Here is a 22,248-nt window from a genome sequence, read left to right on the forward strand (position 1 = left end):
CGTTGATCGACAGACCACCCTAGCCGCTCGAGTCTCCTCCGTCACTCCTGCGATTCAGGGCGTTGACCTGCCCATTCAAACGCGTACGATGTGTATCGGATACGAGATGTACTCGTTTGAGAGTCCTGTACGAAGGAGTTGAGCACCATGAGCTTCGCCGTCCCGTCCGACTACGCGTCCCGGCCGGTGGCCGTGATCGGCGCCGGAACCCTCGGCCGCCGGATCGCGCTGATGTTCGCCACCCGCGGCGGCACCGTGCGGATCCACGACCTCGCCCAGCCGCAACGCGACGCCGCGGTGTCCTATGTGGAGCAGAACGTCGCCGAGGTCGCGGGCCGGACCGAAAACGGCACGCCCGGCACGGTGATCGCCAGTGGCGACCTCGCCGAAGCCGTCGAAGATGCCTGGCTGGTCGTCGAGGCGATCCCGGAGCGGCTCGAGCTGAAGAAGCGGCTCTTCGGCGAGCTGGACGAAATCGCCGCCGCGGACACGATCCTGGCGAGCAACTCGTCGTCCTACGCGAGCCGCCTGTTCCTCGATCACGTCGCACACCCGGAACGCGTGCTCAACACGCACTTCTACATGCCCCCGGCGCAGAACGCGGTCGACGTGATGTCGTGCGGGCAGACCGACCGGGACGTGCTCGACTTCGTGCTGAAGACCCTCCCCGAGTTCGGGGTTTTCCCGTTCGAGGCACGCAAGGAGAGCACCGGGTTCATCTTCAACCGGGTGTGGGCGGCCATCAAACGCGAATGCCTCGAAGTGGTCGCCGAGGGTGTCGCCACGCCCCAGGACGTGGACGGGATGTTCGGCGTCAACACCGGCTCGCGCGGCGGCCCGTTCCGGATGATGGACCAGGTGGGGCTGGACGTCGTGCTCGACATCGAGGAACATTACGCGGCCGAACACCCCGAGTACCCCGAAGGACCGCGCGTGCTGCTGCGTGACTACCTCGCCCGCGGCCGCCTCGGCGTCAAGAGCGGTGCCGGGTTCTACGACGACTACCCCAGCCCGAATTCCGCGGCCTGACAAGGAATCCGATGCCGAAGTCACCGACGAAGACCCGCCCGAGGACCGTGGCCGCCTTGATGAGCAGCGCGCGGGCGCTGTTCGTCGAGCGCGGCTACCATGCCACCTCGATCAGCGACATCTGCGGGCACGCCGGCCTGACCCGCGGCGCGTTCTATTCCAACTATCCCAGCAAGGAACAGCTGTTCCTGGCGCTGTACGACACGGAAATCGACCGCATCCTCGAAGACCTGGAACGCGCCGCCCGCGACATCGCCGAAGACGGCGCCCACCCCGTCCGGCGCATCATGGACCACCTCGCCACCCACCGCCGCGACGACCGGCAATGGTTTCTCGTGTCGATGGAGTTCACCCTCCACGCCGCCCGCAACCCCGGCCTCGCCGCCGAACTCGCCCCGCACGAGGACCGGCTCACCACCGCGATGGCGGACCTGCTCGCCACCCTGCAGCCCGGCCTCTCCCCCGGCGACGCGCGTGACATCGCCCTGCTGATCACCGCCCTGCACGAAGGAACCACCGCGCAGGAACTCATCCACGGCGCCCCGGCCACCGCGTTCCGCGCCCGCACGGTCCCGCGCGTCGTGGACACCTTTGCCACGACCATGCTCGACGGGGACTCCTGACGGTTACCGGTCGGCCGGAGAGTCCAGCACCCGCAGGGCGGGCGCCGATCCGTTGGCGGGCCGGGTGATCGCGAACAGCCGCTCGTCGTCCGCGCTCCACGCCAGGCCACGGGGCGCGAGGACGCCGTCGCTCGAGGCGTCCAGTGTGGACAGTGGAGCTGCTCCGCCGGTCTTGTAGACGTAGACGTCGTCGCGTGGGTTGCGGACGCCGCCCGCGAGGTACTTGCCATCCGGCGAGGCGGCCACGGAGTTCGGATACTGCCCGGTGTGGTACGCGCCGGCGCGGGTGAGATCGGCGCTGTTGAAGGCTTCCACTGCGTCGCGAGATCCCGAGGCGGTGTAGATGGTCTTGCCGTCCGGGGACAGGGCGAGGTCGGTCAGGTCGCTGCCGACGACGGCGCCGGAGGCGCGGGCGTCGAGCTTCCCTCCGGTGACGGCGTAGACATGGATGGCCGATTGGCTGAGTTCCACTTGTCCCGCCACGAGCGGTCCGGTGTCTCCGGCCTGGGAGGCAAGCAGTGGTGCGTGGTGGAAATGGACGTTGGCGCCCTGCACGTCGAGGGTGACGCTGGGCGGGGTGGTGGCGGTGTCGAGTTTGCCGATGCCACCGTTCCACGCTTCCTCGCACCCGTAACCGAACCACACGACGGTCCCGGTGCGGGCAAGGTGGGCAGGGCAGCTCTGGGAGCCGGTGGGATAACGGGCGGTCTCGGTGAGTGTGGTGGTGTCGATGGCGGAGATCGCGTCACCGGACGCGAGCGCGACGTACAGAGTGCGACCGTCGGCCGAAAGCGTCAGCCCGGACGCGCCGAACTGGCCGTCGATGGTCTTGCGCACCCAGCCGTGGAAGTCGGTGACGACGACACCGTTGCCGGTCTTCCCACCGCTCACGAACACGTGGTGGTTCGCCTGGTCGACGACCAGGTCGGAGTAGGCGGGAAGTCCCAGCGAACCGGTGCGCGGACTCGCGTCCGCGCTCGGTGCGCCCGCCAGTAAAGCCGCGCTCGCCGCTACGGCCAGCACCGTTGTTTTCGCGCGCGAAATAGTCCTCATCCCGGTCTCCCCATCCGTGGAACCATGCGATTGCATGACTGAGTGACTCGAATGTAGCGAATGCCGCCCCAGTGGTCCATACCGCCGGACAATGAGCACCCGATCTTCGGCGAGGTATCAGACGCGAAGTATGCACCAATGGAACCACGTAGACCAGTTCAGGTTCGTAAGCCGACCGTCCGAGGATTCATAAATGGTTTAGGTCTACTGGACTTCGTCGCGCCGGCGATCGCCGGCGCCGTAACCGGAAACCATTACCCGGGCATACGGGGAGGAATGTGCACCTTCGACGTACTTGGCTACTGCGACCAACTCATCCCGCTACTTGACGGGAAACCACCAATGGCGTAATACTTACCGCACAGCGATCACGTGTATTGGCGAGACAAGATAACGCGGCTGGAGAGTTCTACCATGAACACGACGGGTCCATCGGGTCTGGGCGACGAGAACGATATGGCAACTATTACCACGCCATGGGGTTCTTATCGCGTACCAAAGGGCGGCTTCCTCGCATCCGCCGTGGACTTGGACAACGTGGAGCAGGACAGACGAGAACAGATCGACCGCGGGATCATGAAATGGAGCATCAGCAGGTTTGCAGACTTGCTGTGGATGGTTGTCCCCGAGGCTCGCCAGGGAATATTCGAAGAGATGGCGAGCGATATCACAAGAGCAATCTCGCATGACAGTTTTCTTCTTCCTATCAGTGATACGGCGCTGGCCGATATGCTCTACCGCGAACACCTTCTTCCAGGTTTGAGAGACTTGCCGGCGCAGCAAGACCTCGTCATTCGATGCCTTTACGTGCTCAGACGAGTAATGACGGAAGAGCCTGGGGCCAGCAGTATCGGTGGCACCTACTGGGACATCTTTAACGTCGAGATAATGCACCCACTCGACGTCAATGGTTTTGGCAAGGTGATCGACAAACTCGATCCGGAATTGGGGAAATATCGTCACCAAGTCATGTCGGAGAGAACGAGGATGTAATGGGGGCAGATTCCACTACCAGTAAGTCCCAGACTGGGCTGCTCGGTGTTCCGGTTCCGGGCGTGGTCAAGACCGTCTCGGCCACTCGTCTCCTGAAGCTCGGCAAGCGGGCTCGCAAGCTCGGCTCCAGTGCCATTGGGCGCCCGGCGTGGACCGAGGCGCACAGCGCGGAGATCAAGGACGTCGTACTGGTTGCCATCTGCCCAGAGAGCGCCTGGGGTGAGCCGCACACCTGCTGGCGCTGCTACGTCGGCACAAGCACGAAGGAGAGCGGCGTGGTGGCCTTCACTATCGACATCGAGATGTCGGAGTTCGACAGGCTCGACACCGTGACGGACCCGTGGACGCTCGCGGAGATCCTGCTCTATCCGGCAACACATCTCCCCATAGACGCACGATGAACGAACGGCCCGCGACCGAGTTGCTCAGAAGGGGTGGCTGGAAACCTGGCCGCGACGTGTCGGTCGGGGAAGACCTGCGCGCCCTGTGGGAGGAGGGGCACCTGGTCTTTCCCGCGGCGATCGACTTCCTGCGCGAGTACTCGGGGCTCGTCCTGACCTGGGAACGCGACGGTTCCCCCGACGACGTCTGGTTTTCCGCGGCCGCGATCTGCGCACAAGCCGCCTCGGGATGGGTTGCCGACTACTCGGCCCGTGCGGGTACCACCCTTGTGCCCGTAGGGGCGGCCAACAGGGGGTACCTCATGTTGCTCCTCGGCGAGAACGGCCACTGGTTCGGCGGTTTCGACGACGCGTTCGGCGAAGTCGGTGAGGATCTGCTCTCCTGTCTCGACAATCTGGTCCTGACCAACAGATTCCTTCGAGAACTGTGACGCCGACGCAGCGACGATCAGCTCGGCAGGGCGCAAGCATTGCGCTGCGTCTCGACGTCGGTGAACTGTTGCCACCCACCGTTGCCGATGGTGACGGGGCCATCGTCCCACGTATCGCTGTAGGGCAGGTACCGATACCACCGCAGGTCACCGTCGCGGGTCACGGCGTAGAGGACGTCGCCGCCGGCCGAGGAGATCCGGCGGAACGTGTTCCAGCCGCCGTTGCCCACGAGCTTTTCGGTCTGCGTCCAGCGTTTGGTGGCGGTGTCGTAGGCGAAGCGGTAGAGCAGGCCGCCAGGGGTACGCGCGTAAAGCACACCCTTGCCCGCTCCGGTGATCAGGTCGTAGGCGTTCCAGCCGGCGCCGATCGTCTCGCTGGACCACGTCCCCGAAGCAGGCTGATAGCTCCGGCGGGTCAGCTTGCCGTCGGGGGCCACCAGGTAGAAATCGCCGTTGGCGTCGACCGTGACGCGATTGCGGGTGGCATCGGTGTCGAAGCCGGTCCAGCCGGTGGCGACGAGCTTGCGCGAGTCGGTGGTCCAGCCGGTGCCGGTCCACTGGTAGCGATAGACGTCGCCGTTGGCGCGGAGGCCGTAGAGCACCCCGTCGGGCCCGGCGACGACCCGGGTGAAGGCCGACCAGCCGCCATTGCCGATGACGGTCCGGTCCGGGGCCATCGGGCCGCCGTCGGTGGCCGCCGGGTGCCCGTAGAGCAGCACGTCGTCGTTGACCGCGAAGATCGGCGCGGTGGGCACGCAGGTCGTGGCCAGCTCAAGCCGCTTCGCGCGGATCCAATCGCTGTAGGAGCCTACGCTGGTGAACACGTCCGGATAGCCCAGTGCACAGTGGACACCCCAGGAAACGATGCCCACCTGGGTTCCGGCCGCGGTCACGAGCGGACCGCCGGAATCGCCTTTGCAGGCGCCCTGGCCTTCCGGGCTCGTCGTGCAGAGGCTGGCGGTGCTGACCGGCCCCTTCGACGAGAGCCGCGTCGCGCAGGTCTGGAGGTCGAGTGCCCGCAGGCCGATGGTCTGCAGGTCGTTCGGGTTGTCCCCGGGGTAGCTCGTCTTTCCCCAGCCGGAAAGGGTGAGCGTCTCGCCCACGCGCACGACCTGGTTCGCCGGGGCCAGGGTGACCGGCCGGGTGTGCGCGTCGTACGTCATCGCGGACGCGAGTTTCAGCAGCGCGATGTCGTTGAAATACGTGTCGGGGTTGAACTGCTTGTGCGCCACGATCTTCCTGACCGCGACCGGGGTGCCGCCGTCGAGCCGGTTGCTGCCGTGCCGGATCACCACCCGGTTCGCGTCCCCGTTGTACCGCACCACGCAGTGCGCCGCGGTGAGCACGACGTCTCTGTCCACAAGCGACGCTCCACATTGGAACACACCGTCGCCCCAGAGACTCAGCTGATAGGGGAACTGGTCGGGGGCGGCCGGACGCCCGCCCACGATCGCGGGATCCGCCGAGGCGGGCGCCGTCGCCGTGACCACGAGAATCGCGGCAAGGAAGACCGCACCCCACCTCCGGAACCCCGGCATCGGTATTCCCCGTTCCCCGTGCGGACATACGTCGTTATGGCACGTACATTGCTACGGGAGCCGCCGGGCGACAAGTCCACGACCGGGTTAAGAAAGCGACCGCGAAACTCAGCGACGCGAAGCGGTCAGGGTGTCGAAGTCGGGGAAATCGTCCGCCAGCGTCGCGCCGGTGAAATTGCCGACCCAGCCGCCGTCGTCGTGGAAGAAGCGGATCGAGATGTAGTCCGGGCGCGTGCCCATGTCGAACCAGTGCGTGGTGTTCGCCGGGACGCTCAGCAGGTCGCCCGCCTCGCACAGGATCGCGTACACCTGGCCGTCCACGTGCAGGTAGAACACGCCGGAGCCGCGGGCGAAAAAGCGGTCTTCATCGTCGTCGTGGGTGTGTTCGGCGAGGAACTTCCGGCGCGCGGCGGCGGCTTCACCCGCCCAGGCGGGGTCGTCCGAAGGGGTCATCCGCATCGCGTCGACGACCTGGTAGCCCTCGGACTCGATGACGCGGTCGATGCGCGCGCGGTAGGCGGCGAGCACCTCCTCCTGCGTCGCCTCCCTCGGCAGGTCCGCGACGACCTCCCAGCGTTCGAACCGCACGCCGAGGCGCTTGAGCTCGGCGACGATCGTCTCGGTGTCCTCGGTCCGCAGCCGGACCTGTTCGGGCCGGTCGTCCGGCCACACCGTCAGCAAGGTCATCGCACTCCCCTTCCACCAGCATCGAGTGTCGTCTCCACGGTGAACCGGAGCAACCACTCGAGGCATTCCAGCCGATGCCTCGCCTGCCGCAGATCGTCGCCCCAGACGTAGACGCCGTGCCGCGCGACGATCAGCGCCGGGGTGTCGGCCGCGAAGCCGGCCTCGAACGCGTCACCCAGAGCGCGCATGTCCTGACCGTTCGCGATCACCGGCACGGTCACCAGGTCGTCGTGCGCGGAGCGCCCGAAGCCCTTGAGCATCTCCAGGTCCCGCAGCGGCACCCCGTCCGGCCAGCGCTCGGCGGCCACCACCGGCGCGAGTGCGTGGACGTGCACGACGGCGCCCGCGCCGGACACGGCGGCGATGCGGGCGTGCAGGCCGGCCTCGGCCGAGGGCCTCTTCTCCGGGAAGGGCTGCTCGGCGACGGCCTCGCCGTGCTCGTCGACCAGGACGACGTCGTCCATCGACAGCTCACCCTTGTCGCGCCCGCTCACGGTGACCGCGAGGCGCAGCGGGTCGCGGCCCAGCACCACCGACAGGTTGCCGGAGGTGCCCCGCATCCAGCCCATCCCGGCGTACCGCGCCGACTCGGCGGCGAGCGCGCGACCGGCCACTTCCAGCGCTGTCACAGCGGCACCAGCTCGACCTCGTCGAAGGACCGGATCGTCCGATGCGCGCCGAAGTCCGCGTCGCCGTACGGCTCGCCGTCCCGCGCGAGACCGACGGTCTGCCAGCCGTCAGCCGCCGCGGCGTCCAGTTCGGCCGGGACGTCGGAGAAGAACACCACGTCGGCGGAGTCGGCGCCGAGCGCGGAGGTGATTGCCCGGTACGAGGGCTTCTCCCGCTTCGGCCCGGCGTTGACGGTGTCGAAGTGCGCCTCGAACAGCCCGGTGACGTCGCCGTCGGTGGTCCGGGAGAACGACGCGATCTGCCCGGCGACCGAGCCCGAGGAGAACACCGCCAGCCGTACCCCCGCGCCGTGCCAGGCACGCAACGCGGGCGCGACGTCGGCGAAGAACTCGGTGGTCAGTTCGCCCGCGGCGTACCCACGCTGCCAGATCAGGCCCTGCAACGTCTTGAGCGGAGCGGCCTTGCGGTCCTCGTCCATCCAGCCGTGCAACACCGCGACGACCTCGGCGGTGGACGCCGACTCCGGCAGCCCGCCGAGGTGCCGCGCCTGCGTCACGGCGGCGGTGACCTCGGGATCACCCGGGTGCTCCTCGATCCACGGGCCGAGCCGCGGCCGCGCGTAGTCGTAGAGCACGACGTGCACCTGGCTCGTGGGCGTCAGCGTGCCCTCGATGTCGAGCACGGCCCACCGGGCGGTCAGGGTGGTCACTGGTTGGGTTCCCCTTCTGCGTAGTACTCGCCGAGCCGTCCCGGGGCGAACGCGCCCCGGTCGGTCACCACCGTGGTGACGAACCGCGGTGGGGTGACGTCGAAAGCGGGATAGCGGCCGCGGACGCGTTCGCTCGCGACCCGGTGGCCCAGCACGCTCAGCACCTCTTCGCCGTCACGGTATTCGAGCGGGACGTCCGAGCCGGTCCGCGCGGCCTGGTCCGGCGCCTGCACCATGGCGTGGAACGGGACGCCGAACGCGTGCGCCGCGACGGCGAGGCCGAGGGTGCCGATCTTGTTGACCACGTGCCCGTCCATCGTGACCCGGTCGGCGGCGGTGACCAGCGCGGTGATCTCCCCCGAGGCCAGCGTCGCCGCGCCCATGCCGTCGGTGACGACGGTCGTGGCCACGTCCATCTCCCCCAGCGTTTCCGCGGTCAAGCGCGTGCCCTGCAGGTACGGGCGCGTTTCCGTGCAGACGAACGCCGGTTCCTTGCCCGCTCGCCGCGCGGCGAGGACCAGCTCGACCAGGTACAGATCGGCCCAGCAGTGCGTGAGCACGGTGGCCTCGGCGGGCAGGAGCTCCGCGGTGTACGTCCCGAGTGCGCGACTGCGGGCGCGGTACCGCTCGTCGCCGAGCCGGGCCCCCGACTCGGCCGCCGCGACCAGCTCCGTGCCCGACACCGAACCCGCCGAGTCCACTGAGGACAGTACGAAGCAGACGGCCTTGCGGAGGTGGTTGTTGGTTTTCCGGGTACTGACAAGACGATCCGCGGCACGTCCGAGGTAAGCACGCGCTTCCGCGGGTCGAAGCACCGACGCCTCGCGCGCGGCGAGCACCATCGCGCCGAGCGCGGCGAAGTAGGGGCCGGACGACTGCGTGACCATGTCCTCGATGGCCACGGCGACGTCTTCCGCGGTGCCGCAGCGCACCCACTCCCGCTCGAGCGGGAACTTTCGCCGGTCGAGGATGTGCACGCCGTCGGCGGTCAGCCGGACGCTGTCGGCGAGTACGGGAAGCGACATCAGCTGTACCCGGACAGTGTGGGCCGCGTGCCGCGCAGGAAGTGGTCGCCGACCTCCCGCGCCTTGTAGGCGACGGGGTCGTGCAGGGTCAGCGTGCGCGCGTTGCGCCAGAACCGGTCGAGCCCGTACTTCGTTCCGGTGGCACGGGCGCCGGTGAACTCGAAGATCTTCGACGTCGCTTCGACCGCGACCCGGCTGGCCACGACCTTGGCGCCCGAAATCGCGATCGCGGCCTCCGCTCGCTCCTCGTGCGTGAGGTCCCAGCCTCGCTCATCGGCCTGGCCGAGCGCCGTCACCGCGGCGTCGACCGCGAATCCGGCCGCCCGCGCCGTGGCCACCAGCTCGCCGTAGCCGGCCAGCACGTACGGATCCGCGTCCGCGGAGTCCACATCGGACAGTACCCATGCGCGGCTCCGGTCGCGGGTGTACGCGGCGGCGGTGTCGAGGGCACCGAGCGCCGTGCCGACGTAGACCTGGGCGAGCATGAGCTGGAAACCCAGCGCCGCCAAGGAGATCCGCGGACAGCGGGGATCGGCGGGGTTCTCCGGCTGAGTGCCGAGCACGTCGTCCGCGTCGACGCGGGTGCCGCTGAACCGCACGCCGCCGCTCGCGGTGAGCCGCTGCCCGATGTTGTCCCAGTCACCGGTGAACGTCACGCCGCGGGCGCGGGCGTTCACGACGAAGGTGAGTTTCTCGGCGGTGTCGGCGCGGGTTCCGCTCACCACCAGCCGGTCGGCGACCGACGCCCCGGTGGCGAAGGTCTTGGTCCCTTCGAGCGTGAAGCCGTCGCCGCACGGGGTCAGGCGCAACGCGGCGTCGAGCGGGTTGCTGACCCCGGCCCAGAACCACTCCGGCTCGCTCGCCACCGGCTGCCCGAACAAGCCGGCACGCCACAGCTGCAGGTAGTGGTAGCCGAGCAGATGCCCGGCCGACGCGTCGGCCGCGGCCACGATCCGGGTGGCCTCGTTGGCCGCCGCCCATCCCCCGGTGTCCAGCAGCGTGAGCAGCCCCGAGTGCCGCAGCAGCTCGACCTCGCGCACGGGCTCGTTGCCGGCCTGGTCGCGCTCGACGGCGTCAACGGCCAGGACGTCGGCGAGTTTCGTGGCAGCGTCACGCCACGGCTGGGTCACGGTGCACCTCCCACCTCGTCGGGGTGGTCCCACCGTCCCACGCGACGCGGCCGTGGCGCGAGTGACACCGATCTCAGTGCTCCATGGGGACCACATCGAAAGAACGGATCGGCGTCCCTACCATGATCCGATGCGGCAGGCCGACCCGAAGCCCTACTGGAACACCAACGTCGCCCGGCACCCCGGCATCCTCCGCGCCGTTCCCGAGGGATGCGCCGAGGCGCTCGACGTCGGCTGCGGGGACGGTCTGCTCGCGCGCAAGCTGGCCGGGTCGGCGCGGCACGTCACGGGTATCGACGCTTCGCCGGAGATGATCGCGCGCGCCCGTGAACTCGCCGACGGCTCCCCGCGTCTCGCGTTCCTCGAAGGCGACTTCCTCGCCGCCGATCTCCCTGCCGCGGGATACGACTTCATCTGCTCGGTAGCCACGATCCATCACATGGACTACGAGGCGGCTCTCACGCGCATGCGCGAACTGCTTCGCCCCGGCGGCACGCTGGTGGTGGTCGGCCTGGCCAGGGAGGCGAATCCCGCAGACTGGGCGATGACGATCGCGGCGGCCCCGGTCGTGCGGATCACCAAGGCACTGCGCCGGGCGCACGGTCCGGACGGAATGCCCGCGATGTCCCCGCGGATGAGCTACGCGCAGGTGCGGGCTACGGCGCGGCGACTGCTGCCCCACGTCCGCTATCGGCGGCACGTGCTCCGCCGATACTCCCTGACCTGGGAAAAACCGGCCGGGTAGCGCAGCGTCACTCCCGCACGTTCCGTGGGGGCCTCCCGGAGGGACTCTGGCTCCCTCGGGGAGGCCCCCACGGACCAGCCGTATAGGTCGTTATACGTCAGGCGTCGCCGGGGTCGGCGCCGAGGCCAGTGGCGGTGGGCTGACGCTGGGCGCCGAAGCCGCCGAAGGCGGTGTGAAACCCGGCGGTGCGGCGCAAGGTGAACCGGTCGATCTCGGCGCCGTCGTTGCGCAGGGTGCGCACGGTCAGCGTCGTCTTGCGGCCGAGCCAGGCAGGCTGGACGTCGATGGCAAGGAACGAATACCCGGTGTAGCGCACGCGAGACCACCCGACGGTCTCGGTGACCTTCGATCCGTCCTCGACCCAGTGATAGGACTGGTACTCGCCGGAGAACGTGTCAGGCACCGGGAAGCTGTAGACGCTCTTGCCGCCTCCGCCGCAGGTCGCGTACACCGTGCCGTCGCGGTCGGGGTCGACGGTGTCGCCGATCTTCACCGCGCGGGTGACCCGGCCGCCGCGCAGCGCGTCGGTGCGCTCGTAGATGTGGTTGTGCCCGTTGATCACCAGGTCGACGTGGTACTCGTCGAGCAGCGGCACCCATTCGTCGCGCACGCCGCCGTCCGAGGCGTGCTGGTTGGTCGTCGAGTAGGCGCAGTGGTGGAAGAACACGACGATGAAGTCGACGTCGGGCTGCATCCGCAGGTAGCGCAGGCGCCGCTTGAGCCACGCGGTCTGCCCGCCGCCCGAGTAGCCGAGGTTGGCCGGGATCTCGTACGAGACGTCGTTGGCGTCGAGCGAGACGACACCGACGTTGCCGTAGATGAAGGAGTACACACTGGGACAGTCGGCGGGACCGCTGCCGGGGAAGTCCCAGCGCTTGAGCTGGCCGCCGTAGCCGTCGGGCGAGTACAGCGCCTCCATGTCGTGGTTGCCGGTGGTGACCATCCACGGCACCGACGCGGCGACGGCCTCGATCTGGGCGAGGTAGGCGTCCCAGACCTTCGGGTCGTAGATGTCGTGGTCCTTGTCGGCGTGATCGCCGATCGGATGCCCGGCACCGGTCGGGTCGGCGTAGGCGATGTCGCCCGCCAGGAGGTGGAATTTCGGGTTCTGCCGGGCGATGGCGCCGTCCTGCGCGAGCGCCGTGGCGGTCACCCCCTGGTCGCCGAAGGCGGTGAAGGTGAACTTCTCGCACGGGAACCCGCGGGCGGGCGCCGTGGTGAACGTCGAGATCGCGGCCGCGCCGCCGTCCCCGTTCGCCGGGTCGTAGCCGTCGTGCCCGACGACGTAGCGGTAGGTGCGGCCGGGCACGAGACCGTTCGCCTCGGCGTGCAGGTAGTACTGGTCGTACGGCGCGATGACGCCGTCGACCTCGGAGTGCAGCGCACGGGTCTCGGCGGGGATGCGGTGGCTCCATCCGGTGCGGCCGCCGTGCTCCCCGGCGATACGCAGGAACGGGTTCCGGACCCGGACCGGGGTCTGCCAGGCGACCCGGACCGAGGTCCGCGGATTGCGGCCGAACGCGAGGTGCCGCCCGCCGGGGACGACCTTCGCGCCGTCGGCGTGGGCGGTGCCGGACAGCAGCAGCGGGCCCGCGGCGAGCAGGGCACCGCCCGCGGCCGCGCCCTTGAGCATCGAGCGGCGGCTGAGGTATTCGTGTTGTTCGGCCATCGACAGCCGGGTGGCCAGTGCGTCGGGGACGCCGGTTCTCGGGATTTCCATGCGCCGGATGGTCGTCCACGCGCATGCCGGGAGACCGACGTCCACGCGAACGCCGGGCGTCCAGCTCCCCAGGCGCATCCCAAGGGCTCCCCAAGAGGTCTTTACCGTTCGCCGCGGATGGTCCGGCGCAGCTTCGGCACGCGTTCGGCGAGTGTCCGTTCGGCTCCGCGTTGTGTCGGGTGGTAGTAGTCCTTGCCCACCAGTTCGTCCGGCGGATACTGCTGGGACAGCACGCCTTCCGGGACGTTGTGCGGGTAGCGGTAGCCCTGCGCGTTGCCGAGCTGTTTCGCGCCCGCGTAGTGCCCGTCGCGCAGATGCGGTGGCACGGTGCCGATCCCGCCGGAGCGGACGTCGGACAGTGCCGCGTCGATGCCGGTGATGACGGAGTTCGACTTCGGCGCCGTCGCGAGGTGCACGGTGGCCTGTGCCAGGGCGAGCCTGCCCTCGGGCATCCCGATGAACTGGACCGCGTGCGCGGCGGCGACCGCCGCCTGCAGTGCCGTCGGGTCGGCCATCCCGATGTCCTCGCTCGCGTGCACCACCAGGCGCCGTGCCAGGAACCGCGGGTCCTCCCCCGCCTCGATCATCCGGGCGAGGTAGTGCAGCGCGGCGTCCACATCGGACCCGCGGATGGATTTGATGAACGCGCTGATGACGTCGTAGTGCTGATCGCCGTCGCGGTCGTAGCGCACCGCCGCCTTGTCCACTGTGGACTCGACGACGGCGAGGTCGATCGTCTTGGCCTCGGTCGAACCCGCCGCGTCGGCGGCCGCCTCCAGCGCGGTGAGCGCGCGGCGCGCGTCGCCGCCGGCGAGGCGGACGAGGTGGGCGCGCGCGTCCTCGGTCAGCGTCAGCTCGCCGCCGAGACCGCGTTCGTCGGCGAGCGCGCGTTCGAGCACCTCAACGATGTCGTCGTCGGTCAGCGGGCGCAGCTGGAGCACCAGTGAGCGGGACAGCAGCGGCGAGACCACGGAGAACGACGGGTTCTCGGTGGTCGCCGCAACGAGCAGGACGGTGCGATCCTCGACCGCGCCGAGCAGGGCGTCCTGCTGGGTCTTGGAGAACCGGTGCACCTCGTCGATGAACAGCACGGTGTTCTCGGCGTTGTAGGCCCGTCTGCGCCGGGCTTCCTCGATGACGCCGCGGACTTCCTTCACCCCCGCGGAAAGCGCCGACATCGCGACGAACCGGCGCCCGGTGGCGATGGAGACGAGGTTCGCCAGCGTCGTCTTCCCCGTCCCCGGCGGACCGTAGAGCAGCACGGACGCGGGTGCCGCGCCCTCGACGAGCCTGCGCAGCGGCGCGCCCTCGCGCAGCAGGTGCTGCTGGCCCACGACCTCGCCGAGCGAGCGCGGGCGCATCCGCACCGCGAGCGGCGAACTCGCCGGGTCCGCCTGGGTGAGCTCCGGGTTCGCCTCGGTCGGCTCCGGGGGCGGGCCGAGGTCGGGGTTCACCGTGAAGAGTTCGTCTTGCGCCACGGTGTCGACGTTAGCCGCTACCCCCGACACTCCCGGCCACGGGATCCGGCGTCAGCGAGCCCGCTCACGGAACGAACGCCACATGATGGCCGCGGCGTAGGGCAGGAACTCGCCGCCGCGGCGCCACAGCCACGGGATCCCCTTGAACACCAGCCAGCCGACGTGCGCCGCGGTGCCCGGGTCGGCGCCGCCGGAACAGGTCAGGCTCACCGGTTCGACGATCTCGAACCCGGATTCGGCCAGCAGCGCGGTGAATCCCCGCGCAAGCATGCGGTGGCCCAGCTCGGACGGGTGCAGCCGGTCGACGCTCCACGCGGCGAGGTCGTAGGCGCCGGGCATCGTGGCGAGGTCCAGGCACGGCACGCCCTCGCGTTCGACGACGGTGTCGATGGCCTCGTTCAGCTCGGCGACGCGGGCGCTCAGCGCGCGGCGGATCGACGCCGGGAGCCGGAACACCTTCGCGTGGTCGTGGTAGCGCACGGGGATCACGGTCGTGCCGACGGCGGCCAGCTCACGCAGGACCACGGTGAGGTCGGCCGCGATGGCGTCCGCGTCGAAGTCCGGGCGCAGCGTGTCGTTCATGCCCACCACGAGCAGCGCGACGTCCGGCCGGTGCGCGACCGTGGCGGGCAGCTGATCGCGGCGCACGCAGCTCATCCGCGCGCCGGTGAACGACGGGTTGAGGTAGCCGTCCGGTTCGACGCCGAGCGCGGCGGCGACCAGCGGGCCGACCCCGCGCCAGCCACCGCGGCGTGGCAGCGGATCGCCGAGGCCGACGGCGGTCGAATCGCCGAGGACGGCGAGCCGTCCGGCGCGGCGGGCCACCGGCACGAGGTGCGGGCGGCGCGGCTGGTGGGGTTCGGGGAACTCGGTGACTTCGATGCCGATCACGGTCACGCTGACGACCATCGGGCATCGAAACTCACCTGCGGTGATGACTGGGTAACGCGGCGAGGACGCGTCGGCGAAAGTTGCGTGCGCCCGCTACCCGGCGGGGCGCTACCGGAACGCCGGGTAGTAGGCCAGGTCGGAGTGCGGGCCCAGCCGGGCGCCGAGCGCCGCCGCGACGCGCGTGGCGTGCTCGGCGATGTCCGTCAGCCGCGCGTACCCGGCGTGTTTCGCCAGCTCACGCCACCACGTGACCAGCGCGGCCTCGCGGCTCACCGGTGTCGCGGGACGGCTCAGGTCCAGCGTCGGGAGCATCTCGAAGGTGCGCAGCCACACCAGCAGCATCTCGCTCGTGGTCAGCTGCTCGGCCAGCAGCTCGTCGTCGGCGAAGGCGGGCCACACCGCGACGACCTCGGCACGCCACGCGGCGATCATCGCCTCGCTCATCCCCGCAGGCAGCGCCAGCGCGCCGGGCGAGGAAGCGAACGGGATTCGCAGGTACGCGGCGTCGACGAGCGCCGTGCGCACGAGCCCGCGTTCGAAATCGAGGAAACGCACCCCGGCGCTGGTGACGAGGTTGTTGTCCGGGCTGAGGTCCACCGGGCTGAACGCCCGGTACGCCGGGGAACGCGCCTGCTCGGCCGCCTGCGACAGCCGTTCGCGGATCGCGTCCGGCGTCGGCACGTCGAGCTTCTCCTCGAGCAGCTCCGCGACCCGCTCACACGTCGGCAGGGTGAGGTCCGCGCATTTCACCGGACCGCCGAGCCGCCGCAGCAGGGCGTTGAAATCGGCCTCGCGGTCGGCGGTCCCGGCGTGCAGCCTGCCCAGCGAGCGTGCCCACGACAGCAGCGCGCGCTCGGCGGCGCGGGAGTCACGGGCGTTCAGCTTGTCTTCCAGCGTCGGGGCGCGGCCCAGATCGTCAAGCACCAGGACCCGGTCCCGCGCGTCGTGCGCCAGCAGTTCGGGGCACATCCGCTCCCCCGCCGTCAGCGCCGTGAACAACTGGTAGCTGACGGCTTCCTGCGCGTACGGATCCGGTTTGCCCGGTTCGGGCGGATCCGGGTAGTGCTTGATGACCAGCGTGCGCGGCAAGGAGAACGGGGAGGAAGCGACACGGGTCCTGACCACCGTCGCGGGGCCGCTCCCGGCGAGATCCTCCGGGGCGACGAGCGTGATCGCGCTGCCGAAGCGGCGCGCGAGAACGGACTCGCCGGCCGCGACCGCCGCCGCGATGGCGAGGTGTTCGGCTCCTGCTCCGACGGTGGAGTCGTCGGCGGAGGAGGTGTCGACTGTCATTGTCACCGACCCTACTCGTGACTGAGCAACCATGACCACTGACATCCGGACAAGCGGCTGCGGTGCGGATGAGAAGGATCACCCGCGTGAAAGCGGACGTTCCATCGAGGGGGAACGTTGCACGCGACGGCGCAACATCAGCACAATGGCCGCAGCTGCAACGATTCCGATGAGGTTCACGACGAGCTGGCCGAGGGATCCGAGGAACCGTAGCCAGTTTCCCGCGACGACCGCGACCATCGCGTAACCCGCGGCGGGCACAGTCGTTACGGAAATGAAAACCCCCACCAGCGCGGCGGATTTGGCCGACGTCATCGCGAGCATCCCGGCGGCGCCCGCCAGCAGCGCGACGACGAGCGAGAGCGGCCCGACCTTGTAGACGAAATCGACCTGATGGTTGTTCACCACCGCGTCGACGTCGAAAAGTCCCGTGACGGAGCCGAGCAGCACCACGCCGAACGTCACCAGCATCGACACCGGGAACCCGATCGCGAGCGCGGTCCCGGCCTGGCGCACCAGATCCCACCGCCGCAGCACCAGCCCGACCGCGACCGCGGCGAGGGGCCCGAACTCCGGGCCCACCACCATCGCGCCGACGATCGTGACCGCCGAATCGGTGAGCACCCCGACCGCGGCGAGCAGGCAGGCGATGGCGAGAAACGCCAGGAATGTCGCGTTGAAGCGGGATTCCTCGCCCGTGCGGCCGAGAAGTTCCTGCCACACCACGGCATCCGCGCCCTCCCCGGGAGCCGCCTCCTCCGCGGCGTCGGCCGCGTCGGACAACGCCGTGTCGACGGCCTCCAGCGTGATTCCGCCGCTGTGGTCGAGATCGAGCGCGCACAACGCGTCCACGATTTCGTCGGCGGCCTCGCGGGCGACGTCTGCTTCGATCAAGTCGCCCGGCGGGCTCACCGCGACACCGCGGTGCGCGATCAGATGTGCCGTCCCGGCGTGTGCCCGCAGGACGGTGAGTGCTTCCTCGGTCCGTTCCGGCGGGCACACCGCCCTCAGGTGCAGCATCAGTTCGCGGGCGGCACCGGCTTGGCGTCGATACCCGCCTCCTTGCGCTGCTGCGCGGTGATCGGGGCGGGTGCGGCGGTCAGCGGGTCGAACCCGCCGCCGGTCTTCGGGAACGCGATGACGTCCCGCAGCGAGTCCGAACGCGACAGCAGCATCACGATCCGGTCCCAGCCGAAGGCGATACCGCCGTGCGGCGGCGGGCCGAACTGGAAGGCGTCGAGCAGGAAGCCGAACTTCTCCTGCGCCTCCTCGTCGTTCAGGCCCATGATCTCGAAGACCTGCTTCTGCAGCGCGGCCTGGTGGATACGGATCGACCCGCCGCCGATCTCGTTGCCGTTGCAGACGATGTCGTAGGCGTAGGCCAGCGCATCGCCCGGGTCGTCGGCGAGCTTGGGGATCGAGTCGGGCGTCGGCGAGGTGAACGCGTGGTGCAGCGCGGTCCACTTGCCACCGCCGACCGCGACGTCGTCCCCGATCTCCTCGACCGGCACGAACATCGGGAAGTCGACCACCCACACGAACGACCAGGCGTTCTCGTCGATCCGGCCGAGCCGCTTGCCGATCTCGACCCGCGCGGCGCCCAGCAGCGGCTGGACGTCGGCGGCCTTGCCCGCGCCGAAGAAGATGCAGTCGCCCGGCTTCGCGCCCGCCGCCGCGGCGACGCCTGTGCGCTCGGTCTCGGACAGGTTCTTCGCGACCGGCCCGCCGAGCGTGCCGTCGGTGTTGACGAGGATGTACGCCAGCCCGCGCGCGCCGCGCTGCTTGGCCCACTCCTGCCAGGCGTCGAGCTGGCGGCGCGGCTGGTCGGCTCCGCCCTCCATGACGACCGCGCCGACATACGGCGACTGGAACACGCGGAACGGCGTGTCGGCGAAGAACTCCGTCATGTCGGTGAGTTCGAGGTCGAAGCGCAGGTCCGGTTTGTCCGAACCGTACTTCGCCATCGCGTCGGCGTAGGTGATGCGCGGGATCGGCAGCGGGATCTCGTGGCCGATGAGCTTCCACAGCGCCTTCACGACGCTCTCGCCCAGCGCGATGACGTCGTCCTGCTCGACGAAGCTCATCTCGATGTCGAGCTGGGTGAACTCCGGCTGCCGGTCGGCGCGGAAGTCCTCGTCCCGGTAGCAGCGGGCGATCTGGTAGTACCGCTCCAGGCCGCCGACCATGAGCAGCTGCTTGAACAGCTGCGGCGACTGCGGCAGCGCGTACCAGGAGCCGGGCCGCAACCGGGCCGGGACCAGGAAGTCACGCGCGCCCTCGGGGGTGGAGCGGGTCATGGTCGGGGTCTCGACCTCGACGAAGTCCTGCTCGTGCAGCACCTCGCGGGCCACCCGGCTGACCTCGCTGCGCAGGCGCATCGCGGCGGCCGGGCCGCCGCGGCGCAGGTCGAGATAGCGGTGCTTGAGGCGGACCTCCTCGCCGACGTCGACGCGGTCGTCGATCGGGAACGGCAGCGGCGCGGCCTCGGAGAACACCTCCAGCCCGGTCGCGAGGACCTCGATGTCGCCGGTCGGGATCTCGGCGTTGGCGTTGCCCTCGGGCCGCGTCGCGACCTCGCCGACGACGCGGACGCAGAACTCGGAGCGCAGCTGGTGTGCGCGCTCGGCCATCTCGCCCTCGCGGAAGACGACCTGGGCGACCCCGCTCGCGTCCCGGAGATCGATGAAGATCACGCCGCCGTGATCGCGCCGCCTCGCCACCCATCCGGTGAGGGTGACGGTCTGACCAGCATGCTCGGCACGCAGGGTGCCGGCTTGGTGAGTGCGGAGCACTGCGACTGCTCTCCTTCGGCAGGGGGATTCCGGGCGGTTTTCGCCAAGCGCACAGGCTAACGAACCGCACCGGGCACGGCGTCACCAGGCCCGGGTGCTCACAGCAGCCGGAGCTGCTCCGCCGGGTCCGCCGGGGCGGCTTCGACGGCCGGTTCGACGCGGTGGCCGCGTTGCTCGGGCAGGTTCTCCGGCAGGTCGAGACCGTGCCGCCGCAGCAGCGGCCCGACCCGTTCGCCGAGCCGTTCGCGGTAGGCCTTCGTGACGTAGCTGCCGCGCGCGTACAGCTGTTTGTACCGCGGCACCAGCGCCGGGTACTCCCTGGCCAGCCACCGGGCGAACCACTCGCGGGTGCCGGGCCGCAGATGCAGCGGCAGCACGGTGACCCGGCTCGCGCCCACCTCGGCGAGCCGCCCGAACAGCGCGTCCAGCGCCTCGGCGGAGTCGGTCAGCCACGGCAGCACCGGGGCCACCATCACCGAGCACGGCAACCCCGCGGCCCGTGCCTTCGCTACCAGCTCCAGCCGGGCGGCCGGGCTCGGCGTGCCGGGTTCCAGCCGGCGCTGCAGATCGCGGTCGAGCAGCGCGATCGACACCGCCAGCCGCACTCCGACGTCGGCCGCGACGCTCTCCAGCAGCGGAAGGTCCCTGGTCAGCACGGTGCCCTTGGTGAGGATCGAGAACGGCGTTCCCGAGCGGGCGAGCGCGGTGATGATGCCCGGCATCAGCCGGTAGCGGCCCTCCGCCCGCTGGTACGGATCGGTGTTCGTGCCCATCGCGACGTGCTCGCGGGTCCAGCCGGGACGGCGCAGCTGCGCGGCCAGCACCTGCGGCGCGTTGACCTTCACCACGACCTGGGTGTCGAAGTCGCGGCCCGCGTCGAAATCCAGGTACGTGTGGGTGTTGCGGGCGAAACAGTTGTGGGACACCATCCCGTCGGCCACGAAGTCGCCGGTGCCGGTGGTGATGTCGAACAACGGCAGCCGCAGCCCGAGCGGCTCGACCGAGACCACCCGGCGGCGGCTCGCGCCGATCGCCGTCCCGTCGAGCGACCGCTTCCAGCCCACCGCCGGGTCGGTGACGTGCAGGAACCGGACCACCTCCGCGGTGCCGCCGCGCAGTTTCACCCGCTGCTTCCCCGGCTGCCGCTCGTCGCGGTCGTAGCCGAAGCCGGACGCCTCCAGCGCGGCACACAGCGCGTCGGCGATCTCCGGTTCCTCGTGCGTGATCCGCAGGGCGCCACGCCGGTAGCCGCCCGCGAGGTCGAAGACGCCGGCGAGGAAACCGTGCCGCCAGTGCGCGTCGGGTGTCTTCGGGACACGCAGAAATCCCACCGAGGCACCGAAATCCGGCAGATACCGCACCGCGCGCGCCGTCGCGTCCGGCTCACCGGCGAACCCGCCGGAGCGCAGCATCCCGCACAGGTACCCGGCGCGGTAGCCGAGGGTGTCGTCCGGTGTCGCGGCGAACCGGCCGACGCCGACGAGTTCGGTGCCCTCGGCCAGATGCGGCCGCTGCGCGACACCGAGCCTGCTGCCGGTCACGAACCGCCATCCGCGCCCGGACAGGAACCGATGGTCCTCCCCCGCGACGAGCCGGGTGCCGTCCTCCAGCGTCACCCGGTACGCCTCCCGCACCGTGGACCAGTGCGCGAGCACCGTGGTGGGCACCAGCCTGCGTGCCGCCCCGTGCCCGCGGGTGCCGTAGATCCGGTCGCCGACACGCAGTTCGGACAACGCCCGCGTGCGCCCGTCGGCCAGCAGGATCCGGGTGCCGCCCTCCAGGCAGTAGGTGCAGGCGTGGGAGCAGCCGCGGTACGGGTTGACCGTCCATCCGAACGGGACACCGGATCCCTCGGGCACCTTGTTCAGGACCGAACGAGCCCGCACCTCGTGAAAGGTGACGCCGTCGAACTCCGGTGGCCGCACCGTTCGCACCAGGCCCTCCAGGCCTGGCAGCACCGGCTCCACCCCCACCCGCTGTCGTTCCCATCGCACCCCGCCAGTCGAACACATGTTCTAAATCAATGTCAAACCGGTTCGGTGCCATCCCGGCGCGTCCCGGCCGTAACGCTGATCGGCCTCTCCAAGATGTGTGTTGTGCGCCAAGGTCGAGACGCAACTGGGGAGCAACGAACATGGAATACCCACCTACACCGCCGGTCGGCCATCCGGGCTCGGTGAGGTCCGGCGCGGGCGTGCCCGTGACCGCCGCAGTGCTGGCCGTGCTCGGCGGACTGGCGGCCATTCCGGCCTGCGTCCTCTTGGTGGTTCTCCTGGGCTCGCAGCACATCCTTGGCAGCTTCCCGCCGTTGTTGCTAGGCGAATTCGCGGTGCAGGCTCCGTTCCTGTTCATCGGCGGGATCCAGTTGTATCGCAGGAGGAAGCCGGGACGCTGGCTCACTCTCGCGGGCAGCGCGGCGGCGGTCGTCCAAGGCGCGGTACTGGCGGCCATTTTGGTCCAGGTCAAGGACAACACCCTCACAGCGGGTGCAGGCCCGATCATCCTGGTCGTGCTCGCGGCGTTGGTCGCCCCGGCGGTGGTGACCCTTGTCCTGGCGGCGCTCAAACCAACCGAGAACTGGGTCCGGGTATCCTTGTTCGGGTCCTGACCGGTCCGGTCTCCGCCGGGTCAGGGCTCGAGGTCGGCCACGCCCTTGCCGCTCGTGATGTCGAACGGCACGGAAACCTGGTCGTGCGCGATCAGCCAGATGCCGTCGATCTTCCGGAAGCAGAACGTGGCCCTGACCCACATTCCGCTCGTCTCCGTCCCGTTCTTCAGCGTGCCACCGAGACGGCCGAAGCCGTGCCCGAACGCCACTTCGCCGCCCACCGTGAGCTTCAGCTCGCGGATCTCGTAACGCACCTTCTCGAAGAACGTGAACACGTTCGCCCAGTTCTTCAGTTTCGCCGCCGTTCCCACGTGCTGCAGTGGCGGTTCGACGTCGAAGGACACGACGTCGGCCGTGTACAGCCGCTCCAGGCCGTCGAGATCCCTGTCCCGGAGCCCCTCGCCGATTTTGTCGATTTGCCGCCTGATCGCGGCCTCGTCACTCTCGCGCTGCGCAGTCATCGCCACTCGAC

General features: G+C 69.7%; 22 protein-coding genes. 7 read left to right on the plus strand and 15 right to left on the minus strand.

Going from position 1 to position 22,248, the window contains the following annotated elements; translation table 11 throughout:
* Positions 1-147: 147 nt before the first annotated feature.
* Both ACFWX1_RS24560 and ACFWX1_RS24565 read left to right on the plus strand, forming a co-directional pair.
* Positions 148-1,029, plus strand: coding sequence for a 3-hydroxyacyl-CoA dehydrogenase family protein (locus tag ACFWX1_RS24560; protein ID WP_378390983.1), 882 nt, complete (start codon positions 148-150; stop codon positions 1,027-1,029).
* A gap of 11 nt (positions 1,030-1,040) precedes the next feature.
* Positions 1,041-1,652, plus strand: coding sequence for a TetR/AcrR family transcriptional regulator (locus tag ACFWX1_RS24565; protein WP_378390985.1), 612 nt, complete (start codon positions 1,041-1,043; stop codon positions 1,650-1,652).
* 3 nt (positions 1,653-1,655) lie between these two features.
* On the opposite strand, the gene ACFWX1_RS24570 is transcribed toward ACFWX1_RS24565, so the two are convergent.
* On the minus strand, positions 1,656-2,705 hold the full coding sequence (locus tag ACFWX1_RS24570; protein ID WP_378390987.1) for a YncE family protein: 1,050 nt from the start codon (positions 2,703-2,705) through the stop codon (positions 1,656-1,658).
* Positions 2,706-3,119: 414 nt separating this feature from the next.
* Between ACFWX1_RS24570 and ACFWX1_RS24575 the strand changes: the two genes are divergently transcribed.
* The 3 genes from ACFWX1_RS24575 to ACFWX1_RS24585 all read left to right on the plus strand — a co-directional run bounded on the left by ACFWX1_RS24575 (position 3,120) and on the right by ACFWX1_RS24585 (position 4,530).
* Positions 3,120-3,698 (plus strand): hypothetical protein, encoded by a 579-nt coding sequence (locus tag ACFWX1_RS24575; RefSeq protein ID WP_378390989.1) that lies wholly within the window; start codon positions 3,120-3,122, stop codon positions 3,696-3,698.
* Between the two features lie 62 nt (positions 3,699-3,760).
* A complete protein-coding gene (locus tag ACFWX1_RS24580; RefSeq protein ID WP_378390991.1) occupies positions 3,761-4,099 on the plus strand; it encodes a hypothetical protein in 339 nt (112 codons plus the stop codon).
* Complete coding sequence (locus ACFWX1_RS24585; protein WP_378390993.1) at positions 4,096-4,530, plus strand: SUKH-3 domain-containing protein; 435 nt, start codon at positions 4,096-4,098, stop codon at positions 4,528-4,530. Before ACFWX1_RS24580 ends, ACFWX1_RS24585 begins: the two co-directional genes overlap by 4 nt.
* Positions 4,531-4,547: 17 nt before the next feature.
* Here the strand turns inward: ACFWX1_RS24585 and ACFWX1_RS24590 are convergent, their stop codons facing one another.
* The 6 genes from ACFWX1_RS24590 to ACFWX1_RS24615 form a co-directional block, all read right to left on the minus strand.
* Entirely contained in the window at positions 4,548-6,068 is a 1,521-nt protein-coding gene (locus ACFWX1_RS24590) for a trypsin-like serine protease (RefSeq protein ID WP_378390995.1), read from the minus strand.
* 108 nt (positions 6,069-6,176) lie between these two features.
* Positions 6,177-6,755, minus strand: coding sequence for an acireductone dioxygenase (locus ACFWX1_RS24595; RefSeq protein WP_378390997.1), 579 nt, complete (start codon positions 6,753-6,755; stop codon positions 6,177-6,179).
* Entirely contained in the window at positions 6,752-7,384 is a 633-nt protein-coding gene (gene mtnB, locus ACFWX1_RS24600) for a methylthioribulose 1-phosphate dehydratase (RefSeq protein ID WP_378390999.1), read from the minus strand. Before mtnB ends, ACFWX1_RS24595 begins: the two co-directional genes overlap by 4 nt.
* Entirely contained in the window at positions 7,381-8,094 is a 714-nt protein-coding gene (gene mtnC, locus ACFWX1_RS24605) for an acireductone synthase (protein WP_378391001.1), read from the minus strand. The genes mtnB and mtnC overlap by 4 nt, the downstream gene beginning before the upstream one ends.
* Positions 8,091-9,119 (minus strand): methylthioribose-1-phosphate isomerase, encoded by a 1,029-nt coding sequence (locus ACFWX1_RS24610; protein WP_378391002.1) that lies wholly within the window; start codon positions 9,117-9,119, stop codon positions 8,091-8,093. The genes mtnC and ACFWX1_RS24610 overlap by 4 nt, the downstream gene beginning before the upstream one ends.
* Positions 9,119-10,249 (minus strand): acyl-CoA dehydrogenase family protein, encoded by a 1,131-nt coding sequence (locus tag ACFWX1_RS24615; RefSeq protein ID WP_378391004.1) that lies wholly within the window; start codon positions 10,247-10,249, stop codon positions 9,119-9,121. Before ACFWX1_RS24615 ends, ACFWX1_RS24610 begins: the two co-directional genes overlap by 1 nt.
* Positions 10,250-10,379: 130 nt before the next feature.
* On the opposite strand from ACFWX1_RS24615, the gene ACFWX1_RS24620 reads away from it, so the two are divergent.
* Positions 10,380-10,994 carry a class I SAM-dependent methyltransferase gene (locus tag ACFWX1_RS24620; protein ID WP_378391006.1) on the plus strand — a complete coding sequence of 205 codons (615 nt, stop codon included), beginning with the start codon at positions 10,380-10,382 and terminating at the stop codon, positions 10,992-10,994.
* 97 nt (positions 10,995-11,091) lie between these two features.
* Here ACFWX1_RS24620 and ACFWX1_RS24625 read toward each other — a convergent pair whose 3' ends face one another.
* The 7 genes from ACFWX1_RS24625 to ACFWX1_RS24655 form a co-directional block, all read right to left on the minus strand.
* A complete protein-coding gene (locus ACFWX1_RS24625; protein ID WP_378391008.1) occupies positions 11,092-12,714 on the minus strand; it encodes a fibronectin type III domain-containing protein in 1,623 nt (540 codons plus the stop codon).
* Between the two features lie 101 nt (positions 12,715-12,815).
* A complete protein-coding gene (locus ACFWX1_RS24630) occupies positions 12,816-14,192 on the minus strand; it encodes a replication-associated recombination protein A (RefSeq protein WP_378391010.1) in 1,377 nt (458 codons plus the stop codon).
* A 51-nt stretch (positions 14,193-14,243) separates the two neighbouring features.
* Complete coding sequence (locus tag ACFWX1_RS24635; RefSeq protein WP_378391012.1) at positions 14,244-15,101, minus strand: SGNH/GDSL hydrolase family protein; 858 nt, start codon at positions 15,099-15,101, stop codon at positions 14,244-14,246.
* A 90-nt stretch (positions 15,102-15,191) separates the two neighbouring features.
* A complete protein-coding gene (locus ACFWX1_RS24640; RefSeq protein WP_378391014.1) occupies positions 15,192-16,376 on the minus strand; it encodes a phosphotransferase in 1,185 nt (394 codons plus the stop codon).
* Between the two features lie 78 nt (positions 16,377-16,454).
* Positions 16,455-17,396, minus strand: a complete 942-nt coding sequence (locus tag ACFWX1_RS24645) for a DUF389 domain-containing protein (protein ID WP_378391016.1) — start codon at positions 17,394-17,396, stop codon at positions 16,455-16,457.
* Positions 17,396-19,168 (minus strand): aspartate--tRNA ligase, encoded by a 1,773-nt coding sequence (gene aspS / locus ACFWX1_RS24650; RefSeq protein ID WP_378391018.1) that lies wholly within the window; start codon positions 19,166-19,168, stop codon positions 17,396-17,398. The genes ACFWX1_RS24645 and aspS overlap by 1 nt, the downstream gene beginning before the upstream one ends.
* 98 nt (positions 19,169-19,266) lie before the next feature.
* Complete coding sequence (locus ACFWX1_RS24655; protein ID WP_378391020.1) at positions 19,267-21,180, minus strand: intein-containing Rv2578c family radical SAM protein; 1,914 nt, start codon at positions 21,178-21,180, stop codon at positions 19,267-19,269.
* 122 nt (positions 21,181-21,302) lie between these two features.
* On the opposite strand from ACFWX1_RS24655, the gene ACFWX1_RS24660 reads away from it, so the two are divergent.
* The gene (locus ACFWX1_RS24660; RefSeq protein ID WP_378391021.1) at positions 21,303-21,776 is read left to right on the plus strand and encodes a hypothetical protein; all 474 of its coding nucleotides are present in this window, start codon (positions 21,303-21,305) and stop codon (positions 21,774-21,776) included.
* Positions 21,777-21,796: 20 nt separating this feature from the next.
* Here the strand turns inward: ACFWX1_RS24660 and ACFWX1_RS24665 are convergent, their stop codons facing one another.
* A complete protein-coding gene (locus ACFWX1_RS24665) occupies positions 21,797-22,237 on the minus strand; it encodes a YybH family protein (RefSeq protein ID WP_378391023.1) in 441 nt (146 codons plus the stop codon).
* Positions 22,238-22,248 lie beyond the last annotated feature (11 nt).

It is taken from the genome of Amycolatopsis sp. NPDC059021, assembly GCF_042739895.1.
GTDB lineage: Bacteria > Actinomycetota > Actinomycetes > Mycobacteriales > Pseudonocardiaceae > Amycolatopsis.

What these genes read in the sequence shown, in the direction of transcription:
- ACFWX1_RS24575 (WP_378390989.1), top strand. Translation starts at nt 3,120, where the DNA reads ATGAACACGACGGGTCCATCGGGTCTGGGCGACGAGAACGATATGGCA.
- ACFWX1_RS24560 (WP_378390983.1), top strand. Translation starts at nt 148, where the DNA reads ATGAGCTTCGCCGTCCCGTCCGACTACGCGTCCCGGCCGGTGGCCGTG.
- ACFWX1_RS24610 (WP_378391002.1), bottom strand. Translation starts at nt 9,119, where the DNA reads ATGTCGCTTCCCGTACTCGCCGACAGCGTCCGGCTGACCGCCGACGGC.
- ACFWX1_RS24625 (WP_378391008.1), bottom strand. Translation starts at nt 12,714, where the DNA reads ATGGAAATCCCGAGAACCGGCGTCCCCGACGCACTGGCCACCCGGCTG.
- ACFWX1_RS24665 (WP_378391023.1), bottom strand. Translation starts at nt 22,237, where the DNA reads ATGACTGCGCAGCGCGAGAGTGACGAGGCCGCGATCAGGCGGCAAATC.
- ACFWX1_RS24645 (WP_378391016.1), bottom strand. Translation starts at nt 17,396, where the DNA reads ATGCTGCACCTGAGGGCGGTGTGCCCGCCGGAACGGACCGAGGAAGCA.
- ACFWX1_RS24660 (WP_378391021.1), top strand. Translation starts at nt 21,303, where the DNA reads ATGGAATACCCACCTACACCGCCGGTCGGCCATCCGGGCTCGGTGAGG.
- ACFWX1_RS24570 (WP_378390987.1), bottom strand. Translation starts at nt 2,705, where the DNA reads ATGAGGACTATTTCGCGCGCGAAAACAACGGTGCTGGCCGTAGCGGCG.
- ACFWX1_RS24590 (WP_378390995.1), bottom strand. Translation starts at nt 6,068, where the DNA reads ATGCCGGGGTTCCGGAGGTGGGGTGCGGTCTTCCTTGCCGCGATTCTC.
- ACFWX1_RS24635 (WP_378391012.1), bottom strand. Translation starts at nt 15,101, where the DNA reads ATGGTCGTCAGCGTGACCGTGATCGGCATCGAAGTCACCGAGTTCCCC.
- ACFWX1_RS24655 (WP_378391020.1), bottom strand. Translation starts at nt 21,180, where the DNA reads ATGTGTTCGACTGGCGGGGTGCGATGGGAACGACAGCGGGTGGGGGTG.
- ACFWX1_RS24565 (WP_378390985.1), top strand. Translation starts at nt 1,041, where the DNA reads ATGCCGAAGTCACCGACGAAGACCCGCCCGAGGACCGTGGCCGCCTTG.
- ACFWX1_RS24585 (WP_378390993.1), top strand. Translation starts at nt 4,096, where the DNA reads ATGAACGAACGGCCCGCGACCGAGTTGCTCAGAAGGGGTGGCTGGAAA.
- ACFWX1_RS24640 (WP_378391014.1), bottom strand. Translation starts at nt 16,376, where the DNA reads ATGACAGTCGACACCTCCTCCGCCGACGACTCCACCGTCGGAGCAGGA.
- ACFWX1_RS24620 (WP_378391006.1), top strand. Translation starts at nt 10,380, where the DNA reads ATGCGGCAGGCCGACCCGAAGCCCTACTGGAACACCAACGTCGCCCGG.
- ACFWX1_RS24595 (WP_378390997.1), bottom strand. Translation starts at nt 6,755, where the DNA reads ATGACCTTGCTGACGGTGTGGCCGGACGACCGGCCCGAACAGGTCCGG.